At 58.4% G+C, this 23,040-nt stretch carries 25 protein-coding genes, 2 pseudogenes and 1 riboswitch; of the genes and pseudogenes, 11 read left to right on the plus strand and 16 right to left on the minus strand.

What is annotated here, in order from left to right:
• Nucleotides 1–160: 160 nt before the first annotated feature.
• Nucleotides 161–826 (plus strand): response regulator, encoded by a 666-nt coding sequence (locus tag FHT71_RS10320; RefSeq protein ID WP_132591275.1) that lies wholly within the window; start codon nucleotides 161–163, stop codon nucleotides 824–826.
• Entirely contained in the window at nucleotides 819–2,231 is a 1,413-nt protein-coding gene (locus FHT71_RS10325) for a sensor histidine kinase (RefSeq protein ID WP_183719609.1), read from the plus strand. The genes FHT71_RS10320 and FHT71_RS10325 overlap by 8 nt, the downstream gene beginning before the upstream one ends.
• 60 nt (nucleotides 2,232–2,291) lie before the next feature.
• Here the strand turns inward: FHT71_RS10325 and FHT71_RS10330 are convergent, their stop codons facing one another.
• The 3 genes from FHT71_RS10330 to FHT71_RS10340 form a co-directional block, all read right to left on the minus strand.
• Nucleotides 2,292–3,167 (minus strand): ABC transporter permease, encoded by an 876-nt coding sequence (locus tag FHT71_RS10330; protein WP_183719611.1) that lies wholly within the window; start codon nucleotides 3,165–3,167, stop codon nucleotides 2,292–2,294.
• Nucleotides 3,168–3,179: 12 nt separating this feature from the next.
• Complete coding sequence (locus FHT71_RS10335) at nucleotides 3,180–3,998, minus strand: ABC transporter ATP-binding protein (protein WP_007787813.1); 819 nt, start codon at nucleotides 3,996–3,998, stop codon at nucleotides 3,180–3,182.
• Between the two features lie 92 nt (nucleotides 3,999–4,090).
• A complete protein-coding gene (locus FHT71_RS10340) occupies nucleotides 4,091–5,107 on the minus strand; it encodes an ABC transporter substrate-binding protein (protein ID WP_132591271.1) in 1,017 nt (338 codons plus the stop codon).
• Nucleotides 5,108–5,371: 264 nt separating this feature from the next.
• On the opposite strand from FHT71_RS10340, the pseudogene FHT71_RS10345 reads away from it, so the two are divergent.
• Nucleotides 5,372–5,470 (plus strand): annotated as a pseudogene (locus FHT71_RS10345) (ABC transporter permease); the annotation flags it as partial.
• Nucleotides 5,471–5,675: 205 nt separating this feature from the next.
• Here the strand turns inward: FHT71_RS10345 and FHT71_RS10350 are convergent.
• From FHT71_RS10350 to FHT71_RS10360, 3 genes are all read right to left on the minus strand, one after another.
• On the minus strand, nucleotides 5,676–6,488 hold the full coding sequence (locus FHT71_RS10350) for a transglutaminase family protein (protein ID WP_132591269.1): 813 nt from the start codon (nucleotides 6,486–6,488) through the stop codon (nucleotides 5,676–5,678).
• Between the two features lie 94 nt (nucleotides 6,489–6,582).
• On the minus strand, nucleotides 6,583–7,455 hold the full coding sequence (locus tag FHT71_RS10355) for a transglutaminase family protein (RefSeq protein ID WP_132591267.1): 873 nt from the start codon (nucleotides 7,453–7,455) through the stop codon (nucleotides 6,583–6,585).
• Nucleotides 7,456–7,463: 8 nt separating this feature from the next.
• Nucleotides 7,464–7,766: a hypothetical protein gene (locus FHT71_RS10360; RefSeq protein WP_183719613.1), complete on the minus strand. Its 303-nt coding sequence runs from the start codon at nucleotides 7,764–7,766 to the stop codon at nucleotides 7,464–7,466.
• A 1,058-nt stretch (nucleotides 7,767–8,824) separates the two neighbouring features.
• Here FHT71_RS10360 and FHT71_RS10365 point away from each other — a divergent pair.
• Nucleotides 8,825–8,986: a hypothetical protein gene (locus FHT71_RS10365; RefSeq protein ID WP_165933124.1), complete on the plus strand. Its 162-nt coding sequence runs from the start codon at nucleotides 8,825–8,827 to the stop codon at nucleotides 8,984–8,986.
• A 225-nt stretch (nucleotides 8,987–9,211) separates the two neighbouring features.
• Here the strand turns inward: FHT71_RS10365 and FHT71_RS10370 are convergent, their stop codons facing one another.
• From FHT71_RS10370 to FHT71_RS32150, 3 genes and pseudogenes are all read right to left on the minus strand, one after another.
• On the minus strand, nucleotides 9,212–9,457 hold the full coding sequence (locus FHT71_RS10370; RefSeq protein ID WP_183719615.1) for a hypothetical protein: 246 nt from the start codon (nucleotides 9,455–9,457) through the stop codon (nucleotides 9,212–9,214).
• Between the two features lie 119 nt (nucleotides 9,458–9,576).
• Nucleotides 9,577–10,266 (minus strand): annotated as a pseudogene (locus FHT71_RS10375) (IS1595 family transposase); the annotation flags it as partial.
• 12 nt (nucleotides 10,267–10,278) lie between these two features.
• A complete protein-coding gene (locus FHT71_RS32150; protein ID WP_281040968.1) occupies nucleotides 10,279–10,410 on the minus strand; it encodes a hypothetical protein in 132 nt (43 codons plus the stop codon).
• Nucleotides 10,411–11,164: 754 nt separating this feature from the next.
• Between FHT71_RS32150 and FHT71_RS10385 the strand changes: the two genes are divergently transcribed.
• The 5 genes from FHT71_RS10385 (at nucleotide 11,165) to FHT71_RS10405 (ending at nucleotide 13,817) form a co-directional block, all read left to right on the plus strand.
• Nucleotides 11,165–11,407, plus strand: a complete 243-nt coding sequence (locus tag FHT71_RS10385) for a hypothetical protein (RefSeq protein WP_132591259.1) — start codon at nucleotides 11,165–11,167, stop codon at nucleotides 11,405–11,407.
• A 300-nt stretch (nucleotides 11,408–11,707) separates the two neighbouring features.
• Nucleotides 11,708–11,983, plus strand: a complete 276-nt coding sequence (locus FHT71_RS10390) for a hypothetical protein (RefSeq protein WP_132591257.1) — start codon at nucleotides 11,708–11,710, stop codon at nucleotides 11,981–11,983.
• 46 nt (nucleotides 11,984–12,029) lie between these two features.
• Nucleotides 12,030–12,602 carry a hypothetical protein gene (locus tag FHT71_RS10395; RefSeq protein ID WP_183719619.1) on the plus strand — a complete coding sequence of 191 codons (573 nt, stop codon included), beginning with the start codon at nucleotides 12,030–12,032 and terminating at the stop codon, nucleotides 12,600–12,602.
• Between the two features lie 388 nt (nucleotides 12,603–12,990).
• Complete coding sequence (locus tag FHT71_RS10400) at nucleotides 12,991–13,206, plus strand: hypothetical protein (RefSeq protein WP_132591253.1); 216 nt, start codon at nucleotides 12,991–12,993, stop codon at nucleotides 13,204–13,206.
• Between the two features lie 203 nt (nucleotides 13,207–13,409).
• Nucleotides 13,410–13,817 (plus strand): hypothetical protein, encoded by a 408-nt coding sequence (locus FHT71_RS10405; protein WP_183719621.1) that lies wholly within the window; start codon nucleotides 13,410–13,412, stop codon nucleotides 13,815–13,817.
• Nucleotides 13,818–14,104: 287 nt separating this feature from the next.
• Here the strand turns inward: FHT71_RS10405 and ribB are convergent, their stop codons facing one another.
• The 7 genes from ribB to FHT71_RS10440 form a co-directional block, all read right to left on the minus strand.
• Nucleotides 14,105–14,731, minus strand: coding sequence for a 3,4-dihydroxy-2-butanone-4-phosphate synthase (gene ribB / locus FHT71_RS10410; protein ID WP_132591251.1), 627 nt, complete (start codon nucleotides 14,729–14,731; stop codon nucleotides 14,105–14,107).
• A 115-nt stretch (nucleotides 14,732–14,846) separates the two neighbouring features.
• Nucleotides 14,847–14,991: riboswitch (FMN riboswitch) on the minus strand.
• Between the two features lie 106 nt (nucleotides 14,992–15,097).
• A complete protein-coding gene (locus tag FHT71_RS10415) occupies nucleotides 15,098–15,880 on the minus strand; it encodes a glucose 1-dehydrogenase (RefSeq protein WP_132591249.1) in 783 nt (260 codons plus the stop codon).
• 71 nt (nucleotides 15,881–15,951) lie between these two features.
• Nucleotides 15,952–16,689 (minus strand): triose-phosphate isomerase, encoded by a 738-nt coding sequence (gene tpiA / locus FHT71_RS10420; RefSeq protein ID WP_132591247.1) that lies wholly within the window; start codon nucleotides 16,687–16,689, stop codon nucleotides 15,952–15,954.
• A 4-nt stretch (nucleotides 16,690–16,693) separates the two neighbouring features.
• The gene (locus tag FHT71_RS10425; RefSeq protein ID WP_132591245.1) at nucleotides 16,694–17,482 is read right to left on the minus strand and encodes an SDR family oxidoreductase; all 789 of its coding nucleotides are present in this window, start codon (nucleotides 17,480–17,482) and stop codon (nucleotides 16,694–16,696) included.
• Nucleotides 17,483–17,504: 22 nt separating this feature from the next.
• Complete coding sequence (locus FHT71_RS10430; RefSeq protein WP_183719623.1) at nucleotides 17,505–18,983, minus strand: sugar ABC transporter ATP-binding protein; 1,479 nt, start codon at nucleotides 18,981–18,983, stop codon at nucleotides 17,505–17,507.
• Nucleotides 18,984–19,011: 28 nt separating this feature from the next.
• The gene (locus FHT71_RS10435; RefSeq protein ID WP_132591241.1) at nucleotides 19,012–19,941 is read right to left on the minus strand and encodes a sugar ABC transporter substrate-binding protein; all 930 of its coding nucleotides are present in this window, start codon (nucleotides 19,939–19,941) and stop codon (nucleotides 19,012–19,014) included.
• A gap of 117 nt (nucleotides 19,942–20,058) precedes the next feature.
• Complete coding sequence (locus tag FHT71_RS10440) at nucleotides 20,059–21,039, minus strand: ABC transporter permease (RefSeq protein WP_132591421.1); 981 nt, start codon at nucleotides 21,037–21,039, stop codon at nucleotides 20,059–20,061.
• Nucleotides 21,040–21,250: 211 nt separating this feature from the next.
• Here FHT71_RS10440 and FHT71_RS10445 point away from each other — a divergent pair, with 211 nt between their 5' ends.
• Together FHT71_RS10445 and FHT71_RS10450 are read left to right on the plus strand one after the other, a co-directional pair.
• Complete coding sequence (locus FHT71_RS10445; protein WP_132591239.1) at nucleotides 21,251–22,060, plus strand: transketolase; 810 nt, start codon at nucleotides 21,251–21,253, stop codon at nucleotides 22,058–22,060.
• Complete coding sequence (locus tag FHT71_RS10450; RefSeq protein ID WP_132591237.1) at nucleotides 22,060–23,016, plus strand: transketolase family protein; 957 nt, start codon at nucleotides 22,060–22,062, stop codon at nucleotides 23,014–23,016. The genes FHT71_RS10445 and FHT71_RS10450 overlap by 1 nt, the downstream gene beginning before the upstream one ends.
• The last annotated feature ends 24 nt before the right edge of the window (nucleotides 23,017–23,040 follow it).

Genomic DNA, 23,040 nt, shown 5'->3' on the forward strand with positions numbered 1-23,040 from the left:
GAGGCGTCTGAAGTCGCTACTCCAACCTATCGCTGACAACGTGACAAACCCGTCACGATCGTGGGAAAATAGGCAGGACGGAAGATTGTCATTCCAAGGAGTTCTGATCAGCATTGACCAATGATAGGTTGGTGGTTGCCTGTTGACGTGAGCACAGAAAATGCGCCTGCTTATTGTGGAAGACAACGCCGACCTTGCTGCCTGGCTCGCAAAGGCCCTCAGACAAACGCAGTACACTGTAGATATCGCTGCGGACGGCTCTGACGCTGAGCATATGCTACGTCTTGCGACCTATTCGGCCGTTATCCTCGATCTCTCCCTTCCCAAGTTGGACGGCATGACGGTCTTGAAGCAGTTGCGGCGCGCCGGCAACAAGGTGCCCGTCATCATTCTCACTGCAAACGCCAGTCTCGAAGGTCGTGTTGCGGGTCTTGATAGCGGTGCGGACGACTATCTCGCCAAGCCGTTTGAAATTGCGGAGCTTGAAGCGAGAATCCGCGCGGTCATCAGACGTGGTCATGACGTCGCCGCGCCACAAATTGCGGTTGGAGAGCTAATCCTTGACGGCAAAACACGACAATTTTCGCTGAGTGGCCAACCACTACAGCTCACGCCCCGCGAACACGCCGTGCTCGAGCACCTGATGATGAAAGCGGGGGCGACCGTGACGAAAACATCTCTTTCCGAAGGTGTCTTTGGCTTCGACGACGTCGCCGATCCGAGTGCAATCGAAATCTATGTCCATCGACTGAGAAAGAAGCTTGAAGGCAGCTCCATCCAGATCGTAACACTGCGCGGCCTTGGCTATCTGTTGCGCCATGTTTAGCAGCTCAGGATCGCTCGCCCGAAGGCTGAGAGGCGGAATTGCTCGGCTAAGGCGCAGCCTGCGCGTCCAGCTGGTCTCATGGGTCGTCTTGACGCTAGCCGGGGCAATCTGCGTCAACCTCTATTTGAGCTTCCGTTCTGCCACAGCCGCCGCCCAGCTCGTCGCCGATCGCACTTTGCTGGCATCGGCTCGTGTCATTGCCGAGGCCGTGCACGTCGACCACAGTGGCTCCGTTGAGGTCGAAATTCCCCCCGCCGCATTGGAGATGTTTGACACGGGTTTCGGCGATCAGGTGTTCTATCGAGTGACCACGCCCTGGGGCAACCTGCTCTCAGGATATCCCGATCTGCCAACGCCGCTCGTTGCGCTGAAGGGCGAGGATCTGACATTTCGTGATCACGGCATTCGTGCCCTCATGCTTGACCATCCAGTCGTGGGACTCGGGGGCGACGGAACGATTGCTGTGACGGTCGGTGTCACTCATGGGAGCCAATATGCAATTCGACGCCAGCTGTGGCTTTCCGGTTTCGCAAACCAGCTTGCGCTTGTCCTGCTGGCAGGCCTTGTCACCATCATCGGTCTCCAGCGAGGACTTTCGCCCATATTGCGTCTGCGAGACGCTGTGCGCCAACGTGGTCGTGACCGCCTCGATCCGTTTCCGACATCCATGGTGCAGACAGAACTGCAGCCGCTCGTTCACGCCTTGAACGACCATATGGAGAGCGTGCAAAATCAGATGGCGGCTCAGCGGCGGTTTGTTGCCAACGCCGCTCACCAATTGCGAACCCCGCTGGCGCTGATCGCGACGCAGGCTGCCGTGGCGGCCAGGGAAGTTGACATTCGTCAACGCGATGAAGCACTTCAGGCTCTGCAGAAAAGCACGCGTCAAGTTACCCGGCTGGCCGGGCAGCTGCTTGCCCTTTCGCGGGCCGAGCCCGGAAACCTCCGTCCACGCTTGGACAATACCGACCTGGCGTCCCTCACACGTTCCGTGCTCGAAAATATCGCCGAAGAAGCCTTGAAACGCGGCATCGATCTCGGTTTCGACAATGGCGGTCCAGTGAATGTGACCGGCGATGCCACCATGCTCGGCGAGTTGGTGGTGAACCTGGTCGACAATGCTCTGCGCTATACGCCGCCTGGCGGCTCGGTGACCGTTGCTGTCAAATCGCTCCAAAATACAGCAATCCTGATGGTCGAAGATACCGGCCCGGGAATTCCCGAAGGCGAGCGCGCGCAGGTATTCGAACGCTTCTATCGAGTGATGGGCACACAGACCGAAGGTAGCGGCCTCGGATTGGCAATCGTGCGGGAAGTGGTCGATAGCGCCGGCGGCACGATCGAACTCAGCGATGGAAAAGCCGGAGGACTTCTTGTCCGTGTAGCATTGCCGCTTGGACAGTAAAAACCAAAAGGGCCGAGCGTGCACCCGGCCCTTTCTGCGTTCCAGCAATGCTTGGGAGGATTACTGAACGTCAACCTGCTGTGGCCGCCATTTGGCCAGGCGGTTCTCGATCACGGTCATGATTGCCTCTGCAACCAGCGTAAAGATCATCACGAGGATGATCGCCGCGAACATGCCAGCGGCATCGAACGTGCCCTTGGCAATCGAAATCAGCTGACCAATGCCAAAGCGGGCGCCGACAAATTCGCCAACGATTGCGCCGATAATCGCAAAGCCGAACGAAACATGCAGGCTGGCGAAGATCCAACTCATCGCCGATGGAACGATAACATTGCGGGTTACCTGCCAATTGGAGGCGCCAAGAATACGCGCATTGGCGATCATGTTGCGGTCTGCCTCCCGCACGCCCTGGAAAGCATTTGCAAAAACCACGAAGAACACCATGATGAAAGCGAGCGCGACTTTGGATGGCAAGCCAAGGCCCATGATCATGATGAAGATCGGTGCAAGCACAACGCGCGGGATCGAGTTGATCGCCTTGATGTAAACGGAAAAGATGTCCGATAGGAAGCGGTTGCCGCCAAGACCGACGCCAACGAATACGCCCGTGATCGAGCCGGCGAAAAAGCCGATCAATGCTTCTTGCATAGTCACCCACAGGTTATACCAAAGTGAACCTTCCGTCGTGCCGTTGAGCGCCCAGTCGTAAAGCCGTTCTGCAATCGCGCTTGGGCTTGCATAGAAAAACGGGTCGATCCAGAGCATTGTGGAGGACAGCTCCCAAAGCCCGAGCGTCGCGACGAGAATAGCGATCTGCCAGAACAAAACCGTCTGCTTGCGACGCTTGATGGACTTCAGCGCCGTCGCTTCAATTTCGGCGTCAGACGTGCCAGGGCGAAAAACGGTGCCGGTTGTCTCCATGGTAACGTTTGCCATTACTAGATCCTCCTATGCGGCTTCGCTCGCGCGGCGATAACTGGTTTCGACCTCCTGTCGCAGATCATCCCAGATGGTCTTGCAGTAGTCGATGAATTGCTGTTCGTACCGGATTTCCGACACGACGCGCGGCCGCGGCAGGTCGATTTTGTAGACCGATTTGACAGTCGCAGGCCCGGCGGTCAGGACATAGACCTTGTCGGCAAGAGCGACAGCTTCCTCAAGGTCGTGCGTGACGAATACCACTGATGCCTTGCGCTCAGCCCATAGTTTCAGCAATTCCTCGTGCATGACGGTGCGTGTCTGCACGTCCAGTGCAGAAAAGGGTTCATCCATCAGCAGGATTTCCGGCTCGTTGATGAAAGTCTGAGCAAGCGAGACGCGCTTGCGCATGCCGCCGGACAATTGATGAGGATAGTGGTTCATGAACTTCGAAAGGCCGACGCGCGCCAGCCAGCGCTTGGCCGATGCTTCCGCAACGTCGCGCCGCTTGCCACGGAACAAGGGGCCGGCCATTACATTGTCGATCACGTTCTTCCAGGGAAAAAGAGCGTCAGTCTGAAAGGCAAAGCCGACGCGCGGATCGATGCCAGATACAGGCCCGCCCATCAGGCGGACTTCGCCGGCGCTCGGTCGCGCAAGGCCGGTGACAAGATTGAGCGTCGTCGACTTGCCGCAACCCGTCGGGCCGACCACGGCGACGAACTCGCCGCGTTCGACAGTCATGTTGAAATCGCGAAGCGCTGTGAGAGACTTGCCGGTCGGGGAAACGAAGCGGCGACTCACATTGATCAATTCGATCGCTGGATCATGGGTTAAATGCTCTGTCATGAGATATCCTCGCGCATGCCTATCGGCGCATACGGGTGCTTTTGTTCAAGGGAACCGGTTCCGGCTCGACCGGACGCGCAGCGAAGGGGCGCTTAGTCGACGTTCTTCACGAATTCCGTCGTATAGGTCTTCGAAAGGTCGATTTGCTTGCCCTTGACGTTTTTGGAGAATTCCGAGAGTACGGCAAGAACGGTCTTCGGGCCGTCTTCCGGCATGACGCCGTCCGGCGTGAACATACCCTTGCCCGCGCCGAGCGCGGCGATATAGCCGTCCTTGTCACCGACGTAGAAATCCTTCGGCATTTTTTCGGCGATCTCGGCGGCAGAATGCGTATTGATGAATTTCAGGGTTTTTACGAACGCATTGGCAAGCTTCTGAGCGTCCTCCTTATGTGCGTCGACCCAGGCCGTTTCCATGTAAAGAGAGGCAGCTGGATAGGTGCCGCCGAGCGCCTTGCGTGTGGACTCGACGGTGCGCATATCGACGAGAACCGATGCCTCGCCGGTCTTGACCATGCGCGAAATTGTCGGTTCCGTCGTCATACCCGCCTGGATCTGATCCTGCTGCATGGCGGCGATGAAGGTGCCTCCTGCGCCCACGGGAACGGTGACGACATCTCCGGATTGCAACCCAGCCTTCGAGGCCATGTAAAGGGTCAGGAAATTGGTCGAGGAACCAAGCCCCGTCACGCCGAGCGTCTTGCCCTTAAATTCGCTGGGGGCATTGATTTCAGGGTGCTTGCTCGAAACAAGCACAACCTCGCCCGGCGCCTGGCTGAACTGGACGATGGATTCGACGAACTTGCCTTTCGCCTGCAGATCAACGCAATGATCATAAAAGCCGACAACCCCCTGCACGGCGCCGGCAAGCAGCTGATTTTCTGCATCAACGCCTGCAGCCTCATTCAGAAGTTCGACGTCGAGGCCTTCCTCCTTGAAATAGCCAAGCGCCTCGGCGAGCTTTGCCGGCAAATAGATCTGCTTTTCGTAGCCGCCGACCATGATTGTGATCTTGTCAGCAGCATTGGCCGAATTTGCGGTTGCCATGGCGGCGCCGGCAAAGAAGGCGGAAATGAGAACGGAATGAAGAAGTGCGCGTGTACAACGCATAGACTGTATCCTCCTGATAATTTCAGCATCGCCAATAACACACGGGCTCGTGTCTCCTCCACGATGCGACGACCAAGGTATCAGGCCAAGCTTTCAGCCCGCTTTCAGCCAGTGCCGCTAAAACTCAAAATCACGAGCGACTGTTAGCGCAGGTACGCAGGACGACGGGAGGCTCTTCAAACCAACTCAACCATCATCGCGCACGGCCTCGACGAGAGGCAGCCGCGCGGTTCTCGGGCTGGCGCAGACAGTGGAAATCGCTTGACCTCAGCCGACGCCAATATCGCGCTGCGCTACACGCTGCTGTCGATTGTCGGCGTGATCCTCGGCGGCGGCGCGTTCATCGGCGGCCGGATCTCACCGGCAGCGGGCGATGAGGACGTTATAATAAAGATCCTCGCAGACGTTCGAGCAGCGGATCGGGTCCAGGGCGAGAAGGAGCTTCGAGCCCACATGGCGACGCTGATGACCAAGGAAGCAGACGCCGACGCGCGCCGTCCCTGAACGCCCCGGTGACTACTCATCGGAAGTGTGATGTGGGTCTCCTGCGTTTGTGCCGGTCAGCAGTTCAGCTTTGCTGCATTTCCTCGGTTATCACTTCGAAACGGGAAAGCGTTGCGGGCCCGAACGCTGTCGACAGGGCAACATCCGTCGCGTCGCGACCGGTTGCCATCAGAATTCGCCCGATGCGCGGCGTATTGTGCCGGGCGTCCACCGTCTGCCAGTGACCGCCGAGATAGACCTGGAACCAGGCGCTGAAGTCCATAGGATTGGGATCGGCCGGCACGCCGATATCTCCGAGATAGCCTGTACAATATCGCGCCGGGATATTCATGCAACGGCACAGCGTAATGGCAAGATGCGCAAAATCCCGGCAAACGCCAGTCTTGTGGGTAAAGCCGCCATATGCGGTTCGAAGTGGATCGGCCTCCAGGTAATTGAAGGTGATGTGATTGTGGACGAAGTCGCAAATGGCCTGCACACGCGGCCATCCGAGCGGCGTTGACGAGAACCGTGCCCAGGCGAAATCGGCGAGCCTGTCGGTATCGCAGTAGCGGCTGCCGAGCAGGAAGATCAGCACCTCGTTCGGCAAGTCGTTGATCGCATGCTGAACGGCGCTTTCCGGGACGATATCCGGCTGCCCGCTGTCATAAATCTCGAATTCGGTGGAAATCGTCATCAGCCCCGGCGGCGCGACAATGCGGCTGCAGGCATTGCCGAACACATCGGTATAGTTCCAGGCCTCGATTTGCCTGTCGAAGGTCAGTATCTGATCGCTGAGAAGATCGACACGGCGGGAGGGATGAATGTTTAAGACCATAAGCATCGGGGTCGGCTGTATACACTCGTAGCCTATATGAAATCCGGCACGTATTTTCATCCTACATTCCTTATTGGAGAGATCGGCCATGCACGGAACGCAATTGCGAAACGTCGACGGCATTGCGGAGTTCCCGCGAGTTTGCGCTTTCAGTTCATTGGGTCGTAACGTTGACCTGCACCGTCATGCCGTCGAAGTCGGCAAGGCTGCCATCATAGCTGCCGCTCAACGGAACCGCCTGGCGGGGGTCACGTGCGACTGCCACGCGAATAAGGTCGCGATTGCCCACGATGCCGTTCGTCGGATCGAACTCGGTCCAGCCTGCGCCGGGAAGATAAACCTGGCACCACGCATGTGTGGAGCCTCCTCCAAGCGTTGGGCTGCCATCGCGGTCGGCGACGTAGATGTAGCCGGTAACGAAGCGCGCGGCCAGTCCCAGCGAGCGGACTGCCTCCATCATCAGTAATGAAAAATCGCGACAGGATCCTGAACGCAGCGAGAGGGTCTGAACCGGCGTCTGTGTTCCGTGTTCAAGGCGCCGGCGATAGGAAAAGCTCTCGCTGATGGCATAACAGAGTGTCATCAGCAGATGGCCGGTTTCCGTCGGCTGGCCGCAACGGACAAACTGGCGGGCCCAACGTCCGATCTCGTCGCTAGAATCGCGGTAGTGACGCTGGATTGCCGGCGCGAGATCGGGAACCTCGTCCGCATCGTACGAAAACGGGTAGGTCAAGGCGGCATGATCGATCTGGAAATCGAGTGCGAGTTGAGGCGTGTGATCGAGCGTGATCCGGGTTTCGAAACGCAGCTCGCGAGCCGAAGATGCAATATCGACCAGCGCGACACAGTTGCCGAAAGCATCATGAATCCATCGCACACGATGCGGCTTGGGGTCGGTCGCCAGGGATGTATCGATAAGCCGTTGATCGAAGCTGTCGCGGGGCCGAAACATCACCCGGTGCTCGCCGAAAGCAACTTCGCGGAAATAGCGATAGGAGGTGACGTGACGAACGGAGAAGATGGTCATGGTCGCGCCTACCCGCAAACCGGGCGTTCTCCCCAGATGTCGCGAGCCGCCTCCGTGCTCTCGGCCAGAAGGGACGGATTGATGACCGCTGCGTATCTGCCTGCGTGTTTTACAAGCGCCGCCTCATAAGCTTCGAGAAAGCGCTCTATGTCGAACCGAGTTTCGCTGGCGATATAGACGGGCCAGTAAAGAATATCGCGGTCATCAACAGACGTCAGTTCGGCAAGTCTGTGCGCTTCAATTTCGAACGTTCCGTCCCGCATTTCGGAATGCATTCCGAAATCGTCGACGATCCAGTAATCGTTTTCCATGGGGTCCATCGACCTCCAGCATACTTGGCAACACGGCGGCCTGCACCAGGTTGGTGACCGGCCCGGAAAGCGACAGCGACCGGGTCGCCATGGCGAGCTGGTTCGTCTTGCAGCCATAACCGTGTGTGCGTGTGAATTCTCACCGGAGCGCCGCCGTCGTCCAGCCACCGCGCCAGCGAACCGTCGCCCTCCGATAGAGGTCGCACAATCGGATTTGTTGTTGCGAGATACATTCTAAGCGCTGATTTCTTTGTCGTCGACAGCATAGATTTGCTCACCTCGAAAGCCAGCTTTCATCAAGATGCGATCCAGCATCCTCAGATTTGCGACGTCGAAGAATTGATTAGGTTCGGAAGACATTGAGTCCTCCTTGTTGGATCCAGGACTTTATTCCTAGGTGACTTTGCCGGTATGACGCCAGCCAACCACTAACCATGCGCTCTTTGCAAGCCCATCGCAACCCCATTCGGGCATCACGGGTTGATAAGACGGCCCAGAGCCTATTTGAAGGTGTAGCAGGAGGCTGGGCCATGGCGTTCAACGCTGAACCAGCATTGAGGAAGCCTTCGGCGCTGGCAGTTTCGGAGCGACGGGTACTTATGCTCTACCTTCGGGATTCACTCGCATACCAGCATACACCCGCTGACGGCAGATGGACATGCGGAGCTTGTGCGGCCGATCCTCGACGTGAACGCCGTCGTGAGAGATTTGACGGACGACATCTGCCAGGCGAACGAAATTTACTCTGATGAAATCACAGCGGGCCCGGTTCGACTTGTCAGAACATCGCAAGCTTTGCTGAAAGACCGGATCATTACGCAAACGATCCATCAATGCGGAAGGAGATTGCGGCACTGGAGCAGCAGCGGTCCGCGTTCGACATCGTAATCCGAACTTACGAGCCAGAGTACGCCCCGGCAACGGAATCTGGTGTAGTACGGCGGCGCAGGCAGCGCGATAACGATGTCTCCGATTTATTCAGGGATTATGACCGCCGTGGCTTTTTGCTACGCACGCTCCGCGAGGCGGGACATCCAATCTCGACTGCGGAGTGCGCCATGGTCTTTGCCCGAGAGATCGGACTGCAGACGGACGACATCCGGCTTGGCAAGATCGGCAACAGCCTTTCGCAGACTCTCGACCAGCTTGCTAGGGCAAACCGCGTGCGACGGGCCGGAAAGGTCGATGGCCATCGTTACCTTTGGGAGGTGGCCATCTAGCCTCCTGATTTCATTCGATCCAGAGTACCGGCGGGCTTGACTGGATAGGGCGGCGGCATTGTCTATTGGATGTTGAAACGAGGGACGCTGATCGACTGGGAGGCGTTCTCACCGTCGCGAAAGCGATCCGGCTGGTATAGCGGATAGAACGCAAGTTCGAAGAGTTGTCGAGACCCCGAGGGGGCTTACCGAAAGGTGGCCCCCTTGATGCTTTCTAGCAAAAGCTCAGTTTAGCTTTGCAAAGACGCCCGCAAGCGTTACCCTTTTATTATGGCCTAGCTGCGGATCGAAATAGGCGCTTTCTACTGTCACCATGAACCTGTGACGCTGTCCATCCCAACTGCCACGCTGACGCTCCATGGTGAAGAACGTCGTGTAGAATTCGCCATCTTGCGTTTTGATGGTGGCGTTGTATGCGCCATAATTTCTGCTACTTGCGTTATAGATCGTGTGTTTCGCAAGACCTTCCATTGATCAAGAGTCCCAGTGGACTCAGTAGGAACCGAGGCTTCATAATTTCTTCTTTGATGTGATCTGACACTGCAACGTGCGAAGACTTTCCTATAACAATCAGGAGATTACCAAAGCCTTCACACATGCGTATCGGCCGCCTGTTCATCGGGGTTCTCCCCGCCCTCCCATACAAGGTTTGGTGGATGGTTTCCCTGCCAGTAGCCGCACAGGTTCCGCGACGTCTTCCCCGACATGGCGAAGTGGATCATTCCCCATAGCAGCATGCCATTGTCGACGTGGCGATTGTCCTCACGCCAGGCGATCTCGGCCGCGTACCAGTCGAAATACCGGACCGAGAAGCGATGGTGGATGCCGACGTAGGCTCGCTGGATGCGGCTGAAGAAGCTTTCGACGTGGTTGGTGTTGACCGCGCCCTTCGTCTGGTACTCCTTGCTGTGGTTGACACGGAACAAGTCCTGCAGACCAGCGAGGTCGTCGTACGAGAAGTGTTCGTCGCCATGGATGCGCGACCCCTTGCTGTCATGCTTCTTGAAGAACTCCCAGGCCTCGTTCGGATCCTCGCTCCGGGTGACGCGCGTCAGGGTCTGCTCGCGGCCGCGGCCGAACGGCGTCTTCTCGCGCAGCGTCAGGATCGTGAGGCGCTTGAAGTTCTGGTACTCGCCGCGGCGTCGGTCGATCCGCTCTTCCTTGCGGTTCTTCTGCTTGACGTGGCCGCCGGCATAGTTGCCGTCAATGTGGATCTCGCCCTCGAGCATCATCCGGAAGCGTCTGGTCGCCACGGCCTCGCGCATCTTCATAAGCAGGACCCGGGCCGTCTTCTATTGGACGCCGAGCTCACGGGAGAGCTGAAGGGCGCTCTTGCCCTTCACGCTGTTCACCGAGAACCAGAGGCCCGCCAGGATGTCCTGGAAGCTCATCTTACGGAACGCGAATACGGTGCCCGTCGTCACCGAGAACTCCCGGCGGCAGGCCTGACACTTAAAGCGTCGACGCCGGATCTCCCAGCAGGTCGCGTGCGAGCAACGGACGCAGGTCGGGCGTCCCTCGGTCGCCGGCCAGCGGATGAGGCAGAAGGCCTTGTAGGACTTGGCTTCGTCGAACGACCGGAGATGGTTAAGCGTAAACGTCCGGCAATACGGGGACAGCAGGAAGTGCTGGTTGCCCCAATATTTCTACCCTCCGGAGAACCTCCAGATCGGGCGCGGCTTTGCGCGGCTGCGGAATGACGGACGGCAGGTTGTCGGAGACCATGTTCAATTCCCAGAAATATACGCGATACGACGGGACCTCGCCGGGTCGGCGAGCGGAAGGTCAGCGTTGGCGTATTCGTATGATCCTGAACATGCCGCGGACCATACCAGCGCGATCAGCGGGAGTCGATCGGATTTAGTGCTGGTGGCAGTTGCTACAATGCGCTGCGGCGAGTCGAACGTTCAAGGACATGTGAGACAACTCGCATAAATAAACTTGCTTCACTTCATTCGAAGGCGCATCTTTTCGGCCTCGGCAGCAATTATCAGGGCTCTGCTGTTTAGGGTCCCCCACCCTTGCCCCGACCGAAAGGAGGACACCCATGTCTTCCGACTTTTATCCTCAAACATAGCCGCAAAATATTGGTCAAGGTCTATCTGGCGGTCATGATAGGCCCGGTCGCTATTCGCGGCGTGGCGCTGGAATACCGCTCCTGACGCACGGAGACAAAATATGCAAAAAATTACATCACCTCATTTCAATGTTGATGATCTGCGCCGAGAGGCAGAGTGTTGTCATGTATTTGATGAGATCGCCCGGACCATTGTGATTTCAGCAATAAATGCAGGATGGCGGGAGGGGGAGGCAGCGCTGGCGCTGGCGGATGCTGCCGAGCGCTATGTCCTTTATCTGGCCTCGCCCGTTCGGCTGCAGTTCTTACCGGCAAATTCAAACTCGCCCTCGGGCCCAGGCTGAGTATTTCCTTATCGCCGAAGCCTCTGCTGGCAACAGTAACCCTTTTGCGCCATACGCAGAGGCGGCGATACTGGATCTTTGCAAGTAGAGTCGCCCGCGCCCGAACGTAAGGCGTCCTCCGTGGTGAATTTTGCAAAAGGTAAGTTGGCCCGGCCCGGCGGCGTATTTCTGGCACCCTCCATTGTATTGCTACTGGATCAACGCCACTTATGAATATGGGTCTGTACCCGACGGATAATTCAAAGCATTTCATCTGGATCGCCCATCGGACATCTCCCTGCCGAAGCTGGAGACAACACGATGGATGATCTACCCAAAATTACTGGGATGAATGTAGACGAGCGCATTGCAGTCCTTCAACAACTGTCGTCGTACCTGAGATTTGGGTCGAAAAAATCCGCTGCGGCTGGCGACAGCATCATGGCCCTGAGATTGGACGAAATCGAGCGTATCGTACAGGCCCATTGCAGCCATGTTGCTGGCAACAACGCGATCGGCTCGGCCCAGATCGTTCATCGAGCCATATCTGCCCTCGCCGCCTTTCAGTTCAGCAGGCAGCCAAGCTCGAGAAAATAAGCCAACTCAACGCAGTGGCATATCGGACCGCGGAATAGGAGGCAGCATGCCTTACGATCAAAAGAAGTCTGGCCAAACGAACGAAGAGGAAACGCTTGTTCAAAGCGTGCTAGAGGAGGCCGGATACACCGGACAGGTCACACCCACGGACGGTGACCAGCCCGACCCGGCCGCGCAGCTGTTGGTGAAGTTGGTCAGGCAAGGCATCACGGACCGTGGTGTTCTGTCCGGCGAACTTGGAAAGCACTTCGGCTATGTTCCGGTGGAAACGGTGCTGTACAAACCCATCAACAAAAATCGCCAAGCTATTCAGGGTATTCCAATGACCAGAATTCCTGCTGCAAACGAGACATACGCAGGCTCCGCCTTGCAAGCTGCGGCGCCCCAAGAGACTGTCTCTTCAGAGAATGATCAATTACAAGCCGACTTGGCGCTAGCGCGAAAATACCTGAAACATGATGACATCGAAATCGCGGCCCAAGAAGCGCGGATTTCAGGTGCATCGCTTCGAGGCGAACCTACGTCGCTGGCTCTGCAGGAGTTGAACGGATATTTTGCGCGGCAACGCTATCACCGCTTCGAATTGAGATTAATCGAGGCGCGGATCAAAGCTCAATAGAACTCGCTGGTCTCCCCTAGCTTTCCCAGATCGCCATAATGAGCGACGGCGAAGCCGCCCTCGTGGAATGTCGCCTTACGACATTCCACTGCCATGCTACCAAAGCGATCGAATTGTGGCATTTTACGTCGTACTCGTTCGAGTGCTTGCCGCCTCTTGACGACGGCGCTTTGTTTGAGGAACCTACACTGCGGTTCTTCGCTGCGACCAGGGGTCAGGTCGTCCTCTTCGACAACTGCAACGACATGAGCTGTGCCCATCGCCCTCGGTTTGCCGCGACCGCTGGAGCCTAGAGGGCGGTAATTGAGCACCTATTCGATGATAGGCTGTGCACTGCCTTCAAAAGAGAAATCGTGCTATCGTAGATCTGGACAGAGAGGCACTTATCATGATCGCCCGGAGAGACTTCACTTACGCCGAATGGAGCAGCCTCTTGCAGCTTTACAGGCGCGAGCACGCTGCCCTTGCGACCGATCAGGGCCGGAAATTCAAGGCGCTCGGCATAACCGAGGAAATGGTCGGCGAAACAGGCCTCAGTGCCGCAGGTAAGCGGCTGGTCGAGCACGAGCTCCTGTTGGAGCGAAGGAACCGGCTTCAGCGATGACGTCGTGACTGAGAGCCCTTGCCGTTGGATACCAATTTGGGCGGGCCGGCCTCCCAGGCATGCCGGATGCGATGAGCCAGATTGCCGTTGCCGCTTGTCGCCGGAGGCACGGTTCGCGGCGTTCTCTTTCTCGAAAGCGCGGAACGGCGGGCTTTCACCGCCGAGGACGAGGTCGCGCTTTCATCGTCGCCAGACAAGCGGCGGTGGCTCTGGCGCTGGGCGAAAAGCTCCCACTGAAGACCGGCTCTCACCGGGTCGCTCCGGCCGAACACTCGGCTTCGGAACAGATGATTCGGGTCGTTCATCACAGCTTTGACGACAGCGTTTTCGTCGACGGCGACTATGTTATCAAGGGAATCGCGGGCCGGCTTCTTGTCTCCATGCTCGAACAGCATCTGGCAAACGGCACGCTCGAATTCACCAACCGCGAGATCCGGCTCGATGCGGCACTGAAGCTGCCGGAGTTCAAGGACAACCTGGAAACGCGGCTGCTTCTTCTGCGTCGCCGGTTGGACGAAAAGCAGCTTCCGATACGGCTGGTTCGCCTCGGCCGCGGCCGGATAGGCATCCGCATAGAGGGCCGGTTGCGGCTCCGCAAGGATATGGCATAAAAGGACGTGAAAACCGGACGATCCTACGCTCAGCGGGCGAAGACTCCATAAGCAACTGCAAGAGTTTGCAGATAGAATGTTAATGTGCTGCGCTGCCGAAATCGCTGGTCTTGGCCTCGGGACGTTCGCGACATCCTTCACGTTTGCGTTGGGCTGTACCCTTGCCAGACCGGAAACACGCTTACTCGACTGCGAACGTTTTGTTGGTGGCGCGAGAAGAACTGCTTCGCCTCCGGCGCGCCACCATGCTGAGGCCACGAGTACCAGCTGGCACTCCGCAGGGTCGATCAGGCTGCCTTGACGGGTAGGCTCTCGGCCCTGTATGCGATGAGGTCTTCGATCGTAATCAGATGAAGACCGTGCCGTTCGGCAAACGCTTCAAGCTCTGGCAATCGAGCCATTGTTCCGTCGTCGTTGGCAACCTCGCAAATCACACCTGATGGAAACAGGCCCGCAAGCCTTGCAAGGTCAACGGCCGCTTCCGTGTGCCCGGGGCGGGAAAGGACGCCATGCGGATGGGCTCTAAGCGGGAAGATATGCCCCGGCCGTGCAAAATCCTCTGGACGTGAGCCGTCCGTGACAAGAGCTCGCACGGTTGCAGCGCGATCGGCAGCGGATATGCCTGTCGTCGTTTCAGGGATGTAGTCCACCGAGACGGTGAATGCAGTCTTGAGAACTTCGGTATTGCGCGGCACCATCAATGGAATGTCGAGTTCATCGAGCCTCTCGCCTTCCATCGCGACGCAGATAAGGCCGCGGGCGTAGTTCATCATGAACGCGATCGATTCCGGCGTAACTGCTTGCGAAGCGATCACCAAATCGCCTTCATTTTCCCGGTCGCGATCATCGACGACGACCACGATCTCGCCACGTGTAATTGCGGCCACCGCCTCGTCGATCTTGGAAATTGCCATCCTTTTGCCTTTCAAGGGTTAGCCGCTTTTAGCGGCGAGCATGGCCTGTTAGAGCCACCGTTTTTCCCTTGGGCGAACAAGCATAGGAAACGCCGCTCATCACGCGGTTCCGCTGCGTTGCTCTCTTCCATCCGGACTATGACCGTCGGCTCCGGCATCTCACCGGATCTGCTGACCCTTCGTTTTAGCGAAGGCGCTCGCGGGCTCCGAGTTGCCTCGATACCGCCGGTGGGGATTTTCACCCCGCCCTGAGAACGTCTTTAACATAAGCAATCGGTGCCTGGTTCTGCAAGAGGCTTCCAGCAGTTCAACCATCGGGAACCCGGTTCTCCTGGTGAACGCACCGTTCCCCATTGTCGAATGAAGTTACGACATGATCAAACCGCCATCGACATTGATGGTTTGGCCGGTGATGTAGGCGGCGTCGTCGCTGGCAAGGAAGGTGACCAGACCGGCGACGTCCTCGCCAGATCCGGCCCGCTTCATCGGAATACCTTCGACCCACTCCTTCATCAGCTCCCCAGGGCCATAGTTGCCCAGGAGCTTGCCCCACGCCTGGTCGTTATAGGCCCACATGTCAGTCTCGATGATGCCAGGGCAGAACGCGTTGACGGTGATACCTTCGGTCGCGACTTCCTTTGCGAGGCTCTGGGTAATGCCGACGACGCCCATCTTCGATGCGGCGTAGTGTGGCGTATAAATGAAGCCGTCGCGCGCTTGGCCGGAGGCGGTGTTGATGATGCGGCCGCCGCGTCCATGCTTACGCATGCGCAGAATTGCTTCTTGCGCGCACAAGAATACGCCCTTTGTGTTGACCGCCATGACTTTGTCCCACTCGCCTTCCGTCATGTCCTCGATGCGGGCGATGGTGATGACCCCGGCGTTCTGGATCGACACGTCGACGGTACCGAAAGCCTTCTCCGCCGCGTCATAGAGTGCCTTGACGCTGGTCTTGTCAGTGACGTCTCCAACGAAGGAAATGGCATTGCCGCCATCCACCTTGATCTGCTCGGAGACTGCATGGACCGTCTCTTCATTGGCGGAGACCACTAGATTGGCCCCTTCCCTTGCGAAGCGCTTGGCGATCCCAGCGCCGATGCCGCGACTGCCTCCGGTGATAACGACGGTCTTGTTTTCGAAGCGTTTCATAGTTTCTTCCTTTCGCGGTGCCTGACGATATCGGGCGGCCGCAAAGCAACCCAAGTGCGTCATGCCCCTTTTCAAGCGGCTGCAGAAATGATCCCGGCAAACTCTAGAGCCTTCAGCGATGCGCCTCCGACCAAGGCTCCATCCACATTTGCCGCCCCGAAGATGTCGGCGGCATTCGAGGCCTTCACGGAGCCACCGTAGAGAATCCTGACCCTGCGCCCGTCTAGGCCAAGCCGCTCTTCGAGCATTTGTCTTATCGAAGAATGGATCTCCTCGATCTGATCTATGGTCGGGACCAGACCAGTTCCGATAGCCCAGACCGGTTCATATGCGATGGCCACGTTCGAACTGGTGGCACCCGCTGGAATTGAACCGCGTAGCTGTCCACCGACGACTTCGATCGCCTTGCCGTCATCGCGTTCACTGCGGGTCTCGCCCACACAAATGATTGCGGTCAGTCCGGCCTCATGAGCGGCGGCGACCTTGGTCGAAACGACGGCATCACTCTCGCAATGGAATACGCGACGTTCGCAATGACCGAGAATGACGAAGCGCGCACCCGCATCGACGAGCATTTCCGCTGATACGTCTCCGGTGTAGGCGCCTGATATCTGCGGATGGCAGTCCTGGGCGCCAATAATGACGACAGAACCCTTTGCGCGTTCGGCGGCCTTTTCTATCAGCGTGAAGGGCGGGCAGACGACGATATCGCACGTCGCCTCGCCCGTTAGCCCCTTCAGCGCCTCGATCTCAGCCAGGGAGGAAGCGAGACCGTTCATTTTCCAGTTGCCGGCAATCAGCTTTCTCATCGCATCACCAGCAGCAGAAACCGCCGTCGACAAGCAGATCAACGCCCGTCACAAAGCTTGCCGCATTCGACAGCAGGAACACGGCCGGGCCGACCATTTCGTCGACCGTTGCCATGCGCTGCATTGGCGTCTGCTCTTCGAAGAGCTTGGTCTGATGGATCATCTCCGGACGCGTGTTCATCGGCGTCGCGGTGTATCCGGGCGAGATAGTGTTGACGCGGATGCCGCGGTCGACCCATTCCATCGCCAAGGATTTCGACATGTGGATCACGCCGGCCTTGGAGGCGTTGTAATGCGCCTGGCTCAGTCCCCGATTGACGATCACGCCGGACATGGAAGCGATGTTGACGATGGCGCCGCGCCCGTTTTTCAACATAGCGCGAGCCTCGGCCTGGCAGGAAAGGAAGACCCCTTTCAGATTGATGTCCATCAACGCCTGATACTGGTCCTCCTCCATCTCCTCTGCGGGGCTGGCGTTGGCAATGCCCGCGGCGTTAACGGCAAGTGTCAGTGCGCCTAGCTCAGCCTCTGTGCGAGCCACCGCGTCTCCCAGGGAAGACTTGCTGGTGACGTCGGCTGCGATCTTAAGAAAACGACGGCCGGCGGCCTGGATGTGCTTGGCGGTTGTGGCCAATCCGTCGTCGGTGCGACGGTCGAGCAGTGCGACGTCGGCGCCGCACTGTGCTAGGCCGATGGCAATGCGCTGCCCAATCCCGCTCCCAGCACCGGTCACGATGGCAACCTGGCCGCTGAGATCGAAAAGCTTCGGGGCGTTGAGAGTGATGTCGGACACCGCTCTTCCTTTCTCTGTCTGTTTAGATCGTAGCTAGCTCCATGACAGAGACGTCGTTTGCCTCGTCACGATTGAGAATTCCTGCCTGCTTGCCCTGGGCAAGAACGAGAATGCGATTTGAGACGCCGAGAACTTCCTCGAGGTCGGAGCTTACGACGATGACCGCAACGCCCTGCTTGGCGAGGTTGACGATGATGTCGTAGATGCCGGCGCGGGCGCCGACGTCGATGCCGCGGGTGGGTTCGTCGAGCACAACCACCTTGGGATCGCGCATCAGCCACTTGGCGATCACGACCTTCTGCTGGTTGCCGCCGGACAAATCGGAGGCATACTGCTCCGCACGACCCTTGACGCCGAACTTGGCCACCGCCTTTTGCGCGAACGAGCGCTTGACGCGCGGTGTGATCCAACGCCCGCCCAGCTTGTCGAGGTTGGCATAGATGATGTTTTCCCCGATACGGTGCCCGACGACCAAGCCCTGCTCCTTGCGGTCTTCGGGAACCATGACGATGCCCTTGGCGATCGCGTCGGCAGGATCGCGCAGTCGAAGCTCCTCGCCTTCCAGCTTGATCGAACCCGCGCCGATCGGATCGGCGCCCGAAATCGCGCGGACAAGCTCTGTGCGACCGGCACCGACCAATCCGGCAATTCCGAGGATCTCGCCTGCCTTGACGTCGAAGGTGATGTCACGGAACGAGTTGTCCAAAGAGCTGAGACCGGACACCTGAAGGACCGGGCGATCCGTTGGATCGGGCAGTGTCGGAAACATGCGGTCGAGCGAGCGCCCGACCATGCTCTCGACGATCGTGCGCACGGGCGTCGAGCTGTCAGCGAATTCCTGCACACGCTCGCCGTCGCGAAGCACGACGATCCGATCGGTGATCTGCTTGATCTCTTCCATGCGGTGAGAGATGTAGATGATGCCGACCCCCTCGGAACGAAGCTTCCGGACCTGTTCGAAAAGTGCTTCGGTCTCCGCGCCACCGAGGGCCGCGGTCGGCTCATCGAGGATGAGGAGCTTGGCGTTCAAAGCCAGCGCCTTGGCGATCTCGATGAGCTGCTGATTTGCGGTCGAAAGGCCGGCGACCTTCCGCATCGCTGGTATGTGCAGGTTCAGTCGGGCGAGCTGCTCCTGGGCGCGACGAACCATCTGCTGACGGTCGACCACGCCGTTCTTCATAGGCCAGCGACCGATGAAGACGTTCTCCGCGATGGAGAGCTGCGGCAGGAGCTGCAGCTCCTGATGGATCAGGACGACGCCATTGTCGATCGCCTCTCTTGGGGTGGCTGGGGCATAAGGCTGCCCCAGCCATGTCATGGAACCTTCGGATGGGGTGCGTGACCCGGCGATAATGCCGGAAAGCGTCGACTTGCCCGCTCCGTTTTCACCGAGAAGTGCGACCACTTCGCCCGGATGGACGTCCAAGCTGATATTCTTCAGAACCTGGAGCGGTCCATACCGCTTCGATATGCCCCTCAGCGAAAGAACCGGATCAGTCACGGCACACCTCCTCAAGACCTCGACTTCATTACGGATGGTTGGCGATGAAGCCTGCGACGTTTTCCTTGGTCGTCAACGTAGCGTCCAGGAGCTGGACCGGCGGCACCTTCTTGCCGGCGACAAGCTTGGCGGCGTTTTCGACCGCGTCGCGACCCATCTTCTGCGTCTGCTGCGTTGCAGTCACGTCGAAGACACCCTTGCTGAGGGCTTCGAGGGCAGCGGTATCACCGTCAAAGCCGCCAACCACGATCTTCTGAGAAGGATTGGCAACCTTGATGGCCTGTGCAGCACCAAGTGCGAGTGCGTCTGCCTGGGCAAAGACGATCGACACGTCCGGATTTGCCTGGAGCATGTTCTGCATGATCTGGAATCCTTCATCCTGGCTCCAGATGTTCGAGTACTGCTCGGCCACGACCTTGACGTCCGGGTTTGCCTTGAGAGATTGAGCGCAGCCCTTGGAACGGTCAACTTCGGGCGTCGTACCCTTCTGGCCATGGATGATGACCATTTTGCCCTTGCCGCCGGCCTGCTTCAGAATGAAGTCGCACACGGACTTTGCGGATGCGACGGAGTCCGTCGCAAGGAAGGTGTCGCCTGGTGCGCCGTCGGCATTGCGGTCGACGTTGACCACCGGAATGCCGGCGCTCTTGGCAAGCTTGACCGGAACGGTCGCAGCCGCCGCACCTGCCGGAATGTAGATCAGCGCGTCGATGTTCTGGGTCAGAAGGTCCTGGATCTGGTTGACCTGTGTCGGTCCGTCACCTTTTGCGTCGACGGTGACAACTTCGATGCCATGCTTTTTAGCTTCGGCCTCGACCGACTGCTTGATCTGGTTGAAGAAGTTTGCCTGGAGATTGGCAACCGCCAGGCCGAGCTTCTTCAGCTCCGCTGCGTGTACGGGTCCGAGCGTGAGACCGAGCAGTGCGGCAGACGCGAGCATGGTGCGCGCAATTTTCATTGTATTTCCTCCGTTGTTTGATGGAACCCTCGGGTATTTCCTCCCCCTCGGGGTATTGATCCGCTCCAGGACTTGGGGCGGAATTCCACGAGCCCGCCGACGCGGCGGACCCACTCGTCAGGCGCGATGTCGACGAATAGTCTCCGCGCCAACCGCAAGTACGATGACGATCCCGATGATCACTTGCTGAAGGAACGGCGAAACATTGAGTAGGTTGAGGCCGTTGCGAAGGACGCCGATGATAAGAACGCCGATCAGCGTTCCTCCGATCCCTCCGGCGCCGCCCGAAAGCGACGTCCCGCCGATGACGACCGCAGCAATGGTGTCCAGCTCATAGCCCAGGCCGCTGGAAGGCTGGACAGAGTCCAGGCGGGCGGCGAGTACGATGCCGGCCAGTCCGGCAAGGACCGCACTCACGACATAGACACCGATCGTCACGAGCTGGACGTTGATACCGGCCAAGCGAGCGACTTCCGGGTTTCCGCCGACGGCGTAGAGCATGCGGCCTTCGGACCGGAAGCGCAGGAAGAGCCCGGCTGCAAGCACGACAGCAAGCATGAGAAATACGGTGGCAGTCAGCACCCCGAAATGGCGATCGATCGCGAGCATCATGAACCAGTCGGGGAATCCAACAATCTGCTGGCCATCCGTGATCATGTTTGCGACGCCGCGAGCTGCGGACATCATGGCCAAAGTGGCGATGAACGCCGGCACTCGGAATTGCGTCACCAGGAGTCCAACAATCAGACCGGAGACGGCGGATGCGACCAGCCCGAAGGCGATCCCGACAGGCAGCGGAAGTCCGGCAACGTTAGCGGTCCAGCCCATGACCATCATAGCAAGGGCAAGCACCGAACCAACCGAGAGGTCGATGCCGCCGATCAGGATGACGAAGGTCATTCCGACCGCCATGATGCCAAGGACGGTGATCTGATCGAGGATGTTGAGGCCGTTTCGAACGGACAGAAACGCGTCGGTGCTGAAGCTCAGAAAGACGCAAAGCGCGAGCAGCCCCACGAGTGGGCCGGTGGCGCCCCTGAGCTTGGCAAGCCAGGTGCCGGACGAGAGCCTCTGTTCATTGATGTCGAGCGCCACCATCGTTCCTCCCTGGATCTCGTCGGTCGTCAATATTTGTTCAATGCAGAATATTTATTCACACCTGCCGGAAAATTCATTAACAAGTTGCTTTAGGGCTGTCAACAGGATTTGTCCGTGCCCGTCATGGCACGATGTTTGTCTGAGGGGGTTGACTAAACGTGTTCGTATGCAAAAATATTGGATAGTGAATATTTATGCACAAGAGGAATCCATGGATACGACAGAACTCGAGCGCCTCGCTCGCGAGATCCGATTGCGCGATCTTCAGGCCGTCTTCGAAGCAGGTGCCGGCCATATCGGCGGGGAAATGTCGGTCATCGATATCCTGACGGCCCTTTATTTCCGCGTGCTGAACGTTTGGCCGGACCAACCAAAGCACCCCGCTCGGGACAGGTTCGTTCTTTCGAAGGGCCATACGGCGTGTGCCCTGTACGTGACCCTGGCAAAGCGCGGCTTCATTCCGGAAGAGGAGATTTCCACCTTCCTGCGGCCGCACTCGAGACTGAACGGGCATCCTAACTGTAATAAGGTTCCGGGTGTCGAAACGAACACCGGGCCGCTTGGCCATGGTCTGCCCGTTTCGGTGGGTATGGCGAAGGCCGCCAAGCTCTCCGGCGCAAAGTATCATACATACGTCGTCACCGGCGACGGAGAGATGCAGGAGGGTTCCAACTGGGAGGCGATCATGGCCGCGGCCCAATTCAAGCTGGATAACCTGACGCTGGTCATCGACCACAACAGGTTCCAGCAGGGTGCCGCTCTGGCCGACACCAACGATCTCGCGCCGCTGCGCCCGAAGCTCGAAGCCTTCGATTGGGAAGTCACCGAGATCAACGGAAACAATATGAGCGAGGTCGTCCCGGCCCTCGAACACAGGGGATCGCGGCCGCACTGCATCGTGGCCCACACCAACAAGGGTCATGGAATCTCGTTCATGCAGGACCGCGTCGATTGGCACCACAAGGTCCCGAGCAAGGAACAGTACGAAATCGCATTGGCAGAACTGTCGGAGGCACTGTGATGAACGCGCCAGTAAACGCACCCAAGCTCCACGATTGCCGCGACGCGTTCGCAGCGACGCTCGAGCGCCTGGCAGCCGAGAACGAAACGATCGTCGCAGTCTGCAATGACTCCGTAGGCTCCTCCAAGCTCGGCGGCTTCAAGTCGAAGTTTCCCGACCGCCTCGTCAATGTCGGCATCGCGGAACAGAACATGGTCGGCGTTGGAGCAGGTCTCGCCAACGGCGGGCGCCTTCCATACGTCTGCGGCGCCTCTCCCTTTCTGACGGGGCGATCGCTCGAGCAGATCAAGGCCGACATTTCCTATTCGAATGCAAACGTCAAGCTCGTGGGCATTTCCTCTGGAATGGCCTATGGCGAGCTGGGGCCGACCCACCATTCGATCGAGGACTTCGCCTGGACGCGCGTCCTGCCCAATCTTCCTGTGATCGCGCCATGCGACCGCATCGAGACTGCCGCGGCCGTCGAGTGGGCGGCGACCTACCATGGGCCATGCTTCCTGCGCCTTTCGCGCGTGGGTGTGCCCGACCTTCTTGCGCAAGGTCACAGGTTCGAGCTTGGCAAGGCAAATCTCCTGCGCGACGGTTCGGACGTCACGCTCATTGCCAACGGCACTCTGACCCATCGCATGGTGAAAGCAGCCGAAATCCTTGCAAAACACGGCATCAGCGCCAGGGTGCTCAACCTTGCAACGGTTCGCCCGATCGACGAGGAGGCCATTATCGCCGCGGCGATAGAAACCGGCGCTATCGTGACGGCCGAAGAGCATTCGATCTTTGGGGGGCTTGGCTCTGCGGTCGCTGAAGTGGTGGTCGACAATGCTCCAGTCCCGATGAAGCGTCTGGGTGTTCCCGGCATCTACGCTCCGACCGGATCGGCGGAGTTCTTGCTCGACGAGTTCGGCATGGCACCGTTTGCAATCGCCGACGCCGCGCAGTCGCTGATCAAGCGCAAGTAAACTGGTAGCACCTAATCAAGCCGG

Source organism: Rhizobium sp. BK060 (assembly GCF_014193145.1).
Classification (GTDB): Bacteria; Pseudomonadota; Alphaproteobacteria; order Rhizobiales; family Rhizobiaceae; genus Rhizobium.

What these genes read in the sequence shown, in the direction of transcription:
- FHT71_RS10320 (WP_132591275.1), top strand. Translation starts at nt 161, where the DNA reads ATGCGCCTGCTTATTGTGGAAGACAACGCCGACCTTGCTGCCTGGCTC.
- FHT71_RS10325 (WP_183719609.1), top strand. Translation starts at nt 819, where the DNA reads ATGTTTAGCAGCTCAGGATCGCTCGCCCGAAGGCTGAGAGGCGGAATT.
- FHT71_RS10330 (WP_183719611.1), bottom strand. Translation starts at nt 3,167, where the DNA reads ATGGCAAACGTTACCATGGAGACAACCGGCACCGTTTTTCGCCCTGGC.
- FHT71_RS10335 (WP_007787813.1), bottom strand. Translation starts at nt 3,998, where the DNA reads ATGACAGAGCATTTAACCCATGATCCAGCGATCGAATTGATCAATGTG.
- FHT71_RS10340 (WP_132591271.1), bottom strand. Translation starts at nt 5,107, where the DNA reads ATGCGTTGTACACGCGCACTTCTTCATTCCGTTCTCATTTCCGCCTTC.
- FHT71_RS10350 (WP_132591269.1), bottom strand. Translation starts at nt 6,488, where the DNA reads ATGAAAATACGTGCCGGATTTCATATAGGCTACGAGTGTATACAGCCG.
- FHT71_RS10355 (WP_132591267.1), bottom strand. Translation starts at nt 7,455, where the DNA reads ATGACCATCTTCTCCGTTCGTCACGTCACCTCCTATCGCTATTTCCGC.
- FHT71_RS10360 (WP_183719613.1), bottom strand. Translation starts at nt 7,766, where the DNA reads ATGGAAAACGATTACTGGATCGTCGACGATTTCGGAATGCATTCCGAA.
- FHT71_RS10365 (WP_165933124.1), top strand. Translation starts at nt 8,825, where the DNA reads ATGGTCTTTGCCCGAGAGATCGGACTGCAGACGGACGACATCCGGCTT.
- FHT71_RS10370 (WP_183719615.1), bottom strand. Translation starts at nt 9,457, where the DNA reads ATGGAAGGTCTTGCGAAACACACGATCTATAACGCAAGTAGCAGAAAT.
- FHT71_RS10385 (WP_132591259.1), top strand. Translation starts at nt 11,165, where the DNA reads ATGCAAAAAATTACATCACCTCATTTCAATGTTGATGATCTGCGCCGA.
- FHT71_RS10390 (WP_132591257.1), top strand. Translation starts at nt 11,708, where the DNA reads ATGGATGATCTACCCAAAATTACTGGGATGAATGTAGACGAGCGCATT.
- FHT71_RS10395 (WP_183719619.1), top strand. Translation starts at nt 12,030, where the DNA reads ATGCCTTACGATCAAAAGAAGTCTGGCCAAACGAACGAAGAGGAAACG.
- FHT71_RS10400 (WP_132591253.1), top strand. Translation starts at nt 12,991, where the DNA reads ATGATCGCCCGGAGAGACTTCACTTACGCCGAATGGAGCAGCCTCTTG.
- ribB (WP_132591251.1), bottom strand. Translation starts at nt 14,731, where the DNA reads ATGGCAATTTCCAAGATCGACGAGGCGGTGGCCGCAATTACACGTGGC.
- FHT71_RS10415 (WP_132591249.1), bottom strand. Translation starts at nt 15,880, where the DNA reads ATGAAACGCTTCGAAAACAAGACCGTCGTTATCACCGGAGGCAGTCGC.
- tpiA (WP_132591247.1), bottom strand. Translation starts at nt 16,689, where the DNA reads ATGAGAAAGCTGATTGCCGGCAACTGGAAAATGAACGGTCTCGCTTCC.
- FHT71_RS10435 (WP_132591241.1), bottom strand. Translation starts at nt 19,941, where the DNA reads ATGAAAATTGCGCGCACCATGCTCGCGTCTGCCGCACTGCTCGGTCTC.
- FHT71_RS10440 (WP_132591421.1), bottom strand. Translation starts at nt 21,039, where the DNA reads ATGGTGGCGCTCGACATCAATGAACAGAGGCTCTCGTCCGGCACCTGG.
- FHT71_RS10445 (WP_132591239.1), top strand. Translation starts at nt 21,251, where the DNA reads ATGGATACGACAGAACTCGAGCGCCTCGCTCGCGAGATCCGATTGCGC.
- FHT71_RS10450 (WP_132591237.1), top strand. Translation starts at nt 22,060, where the DNA reads ATGAACGCGCCAGTAAACGCACCCAAGCTCCACGATTGCCGCGACGCG.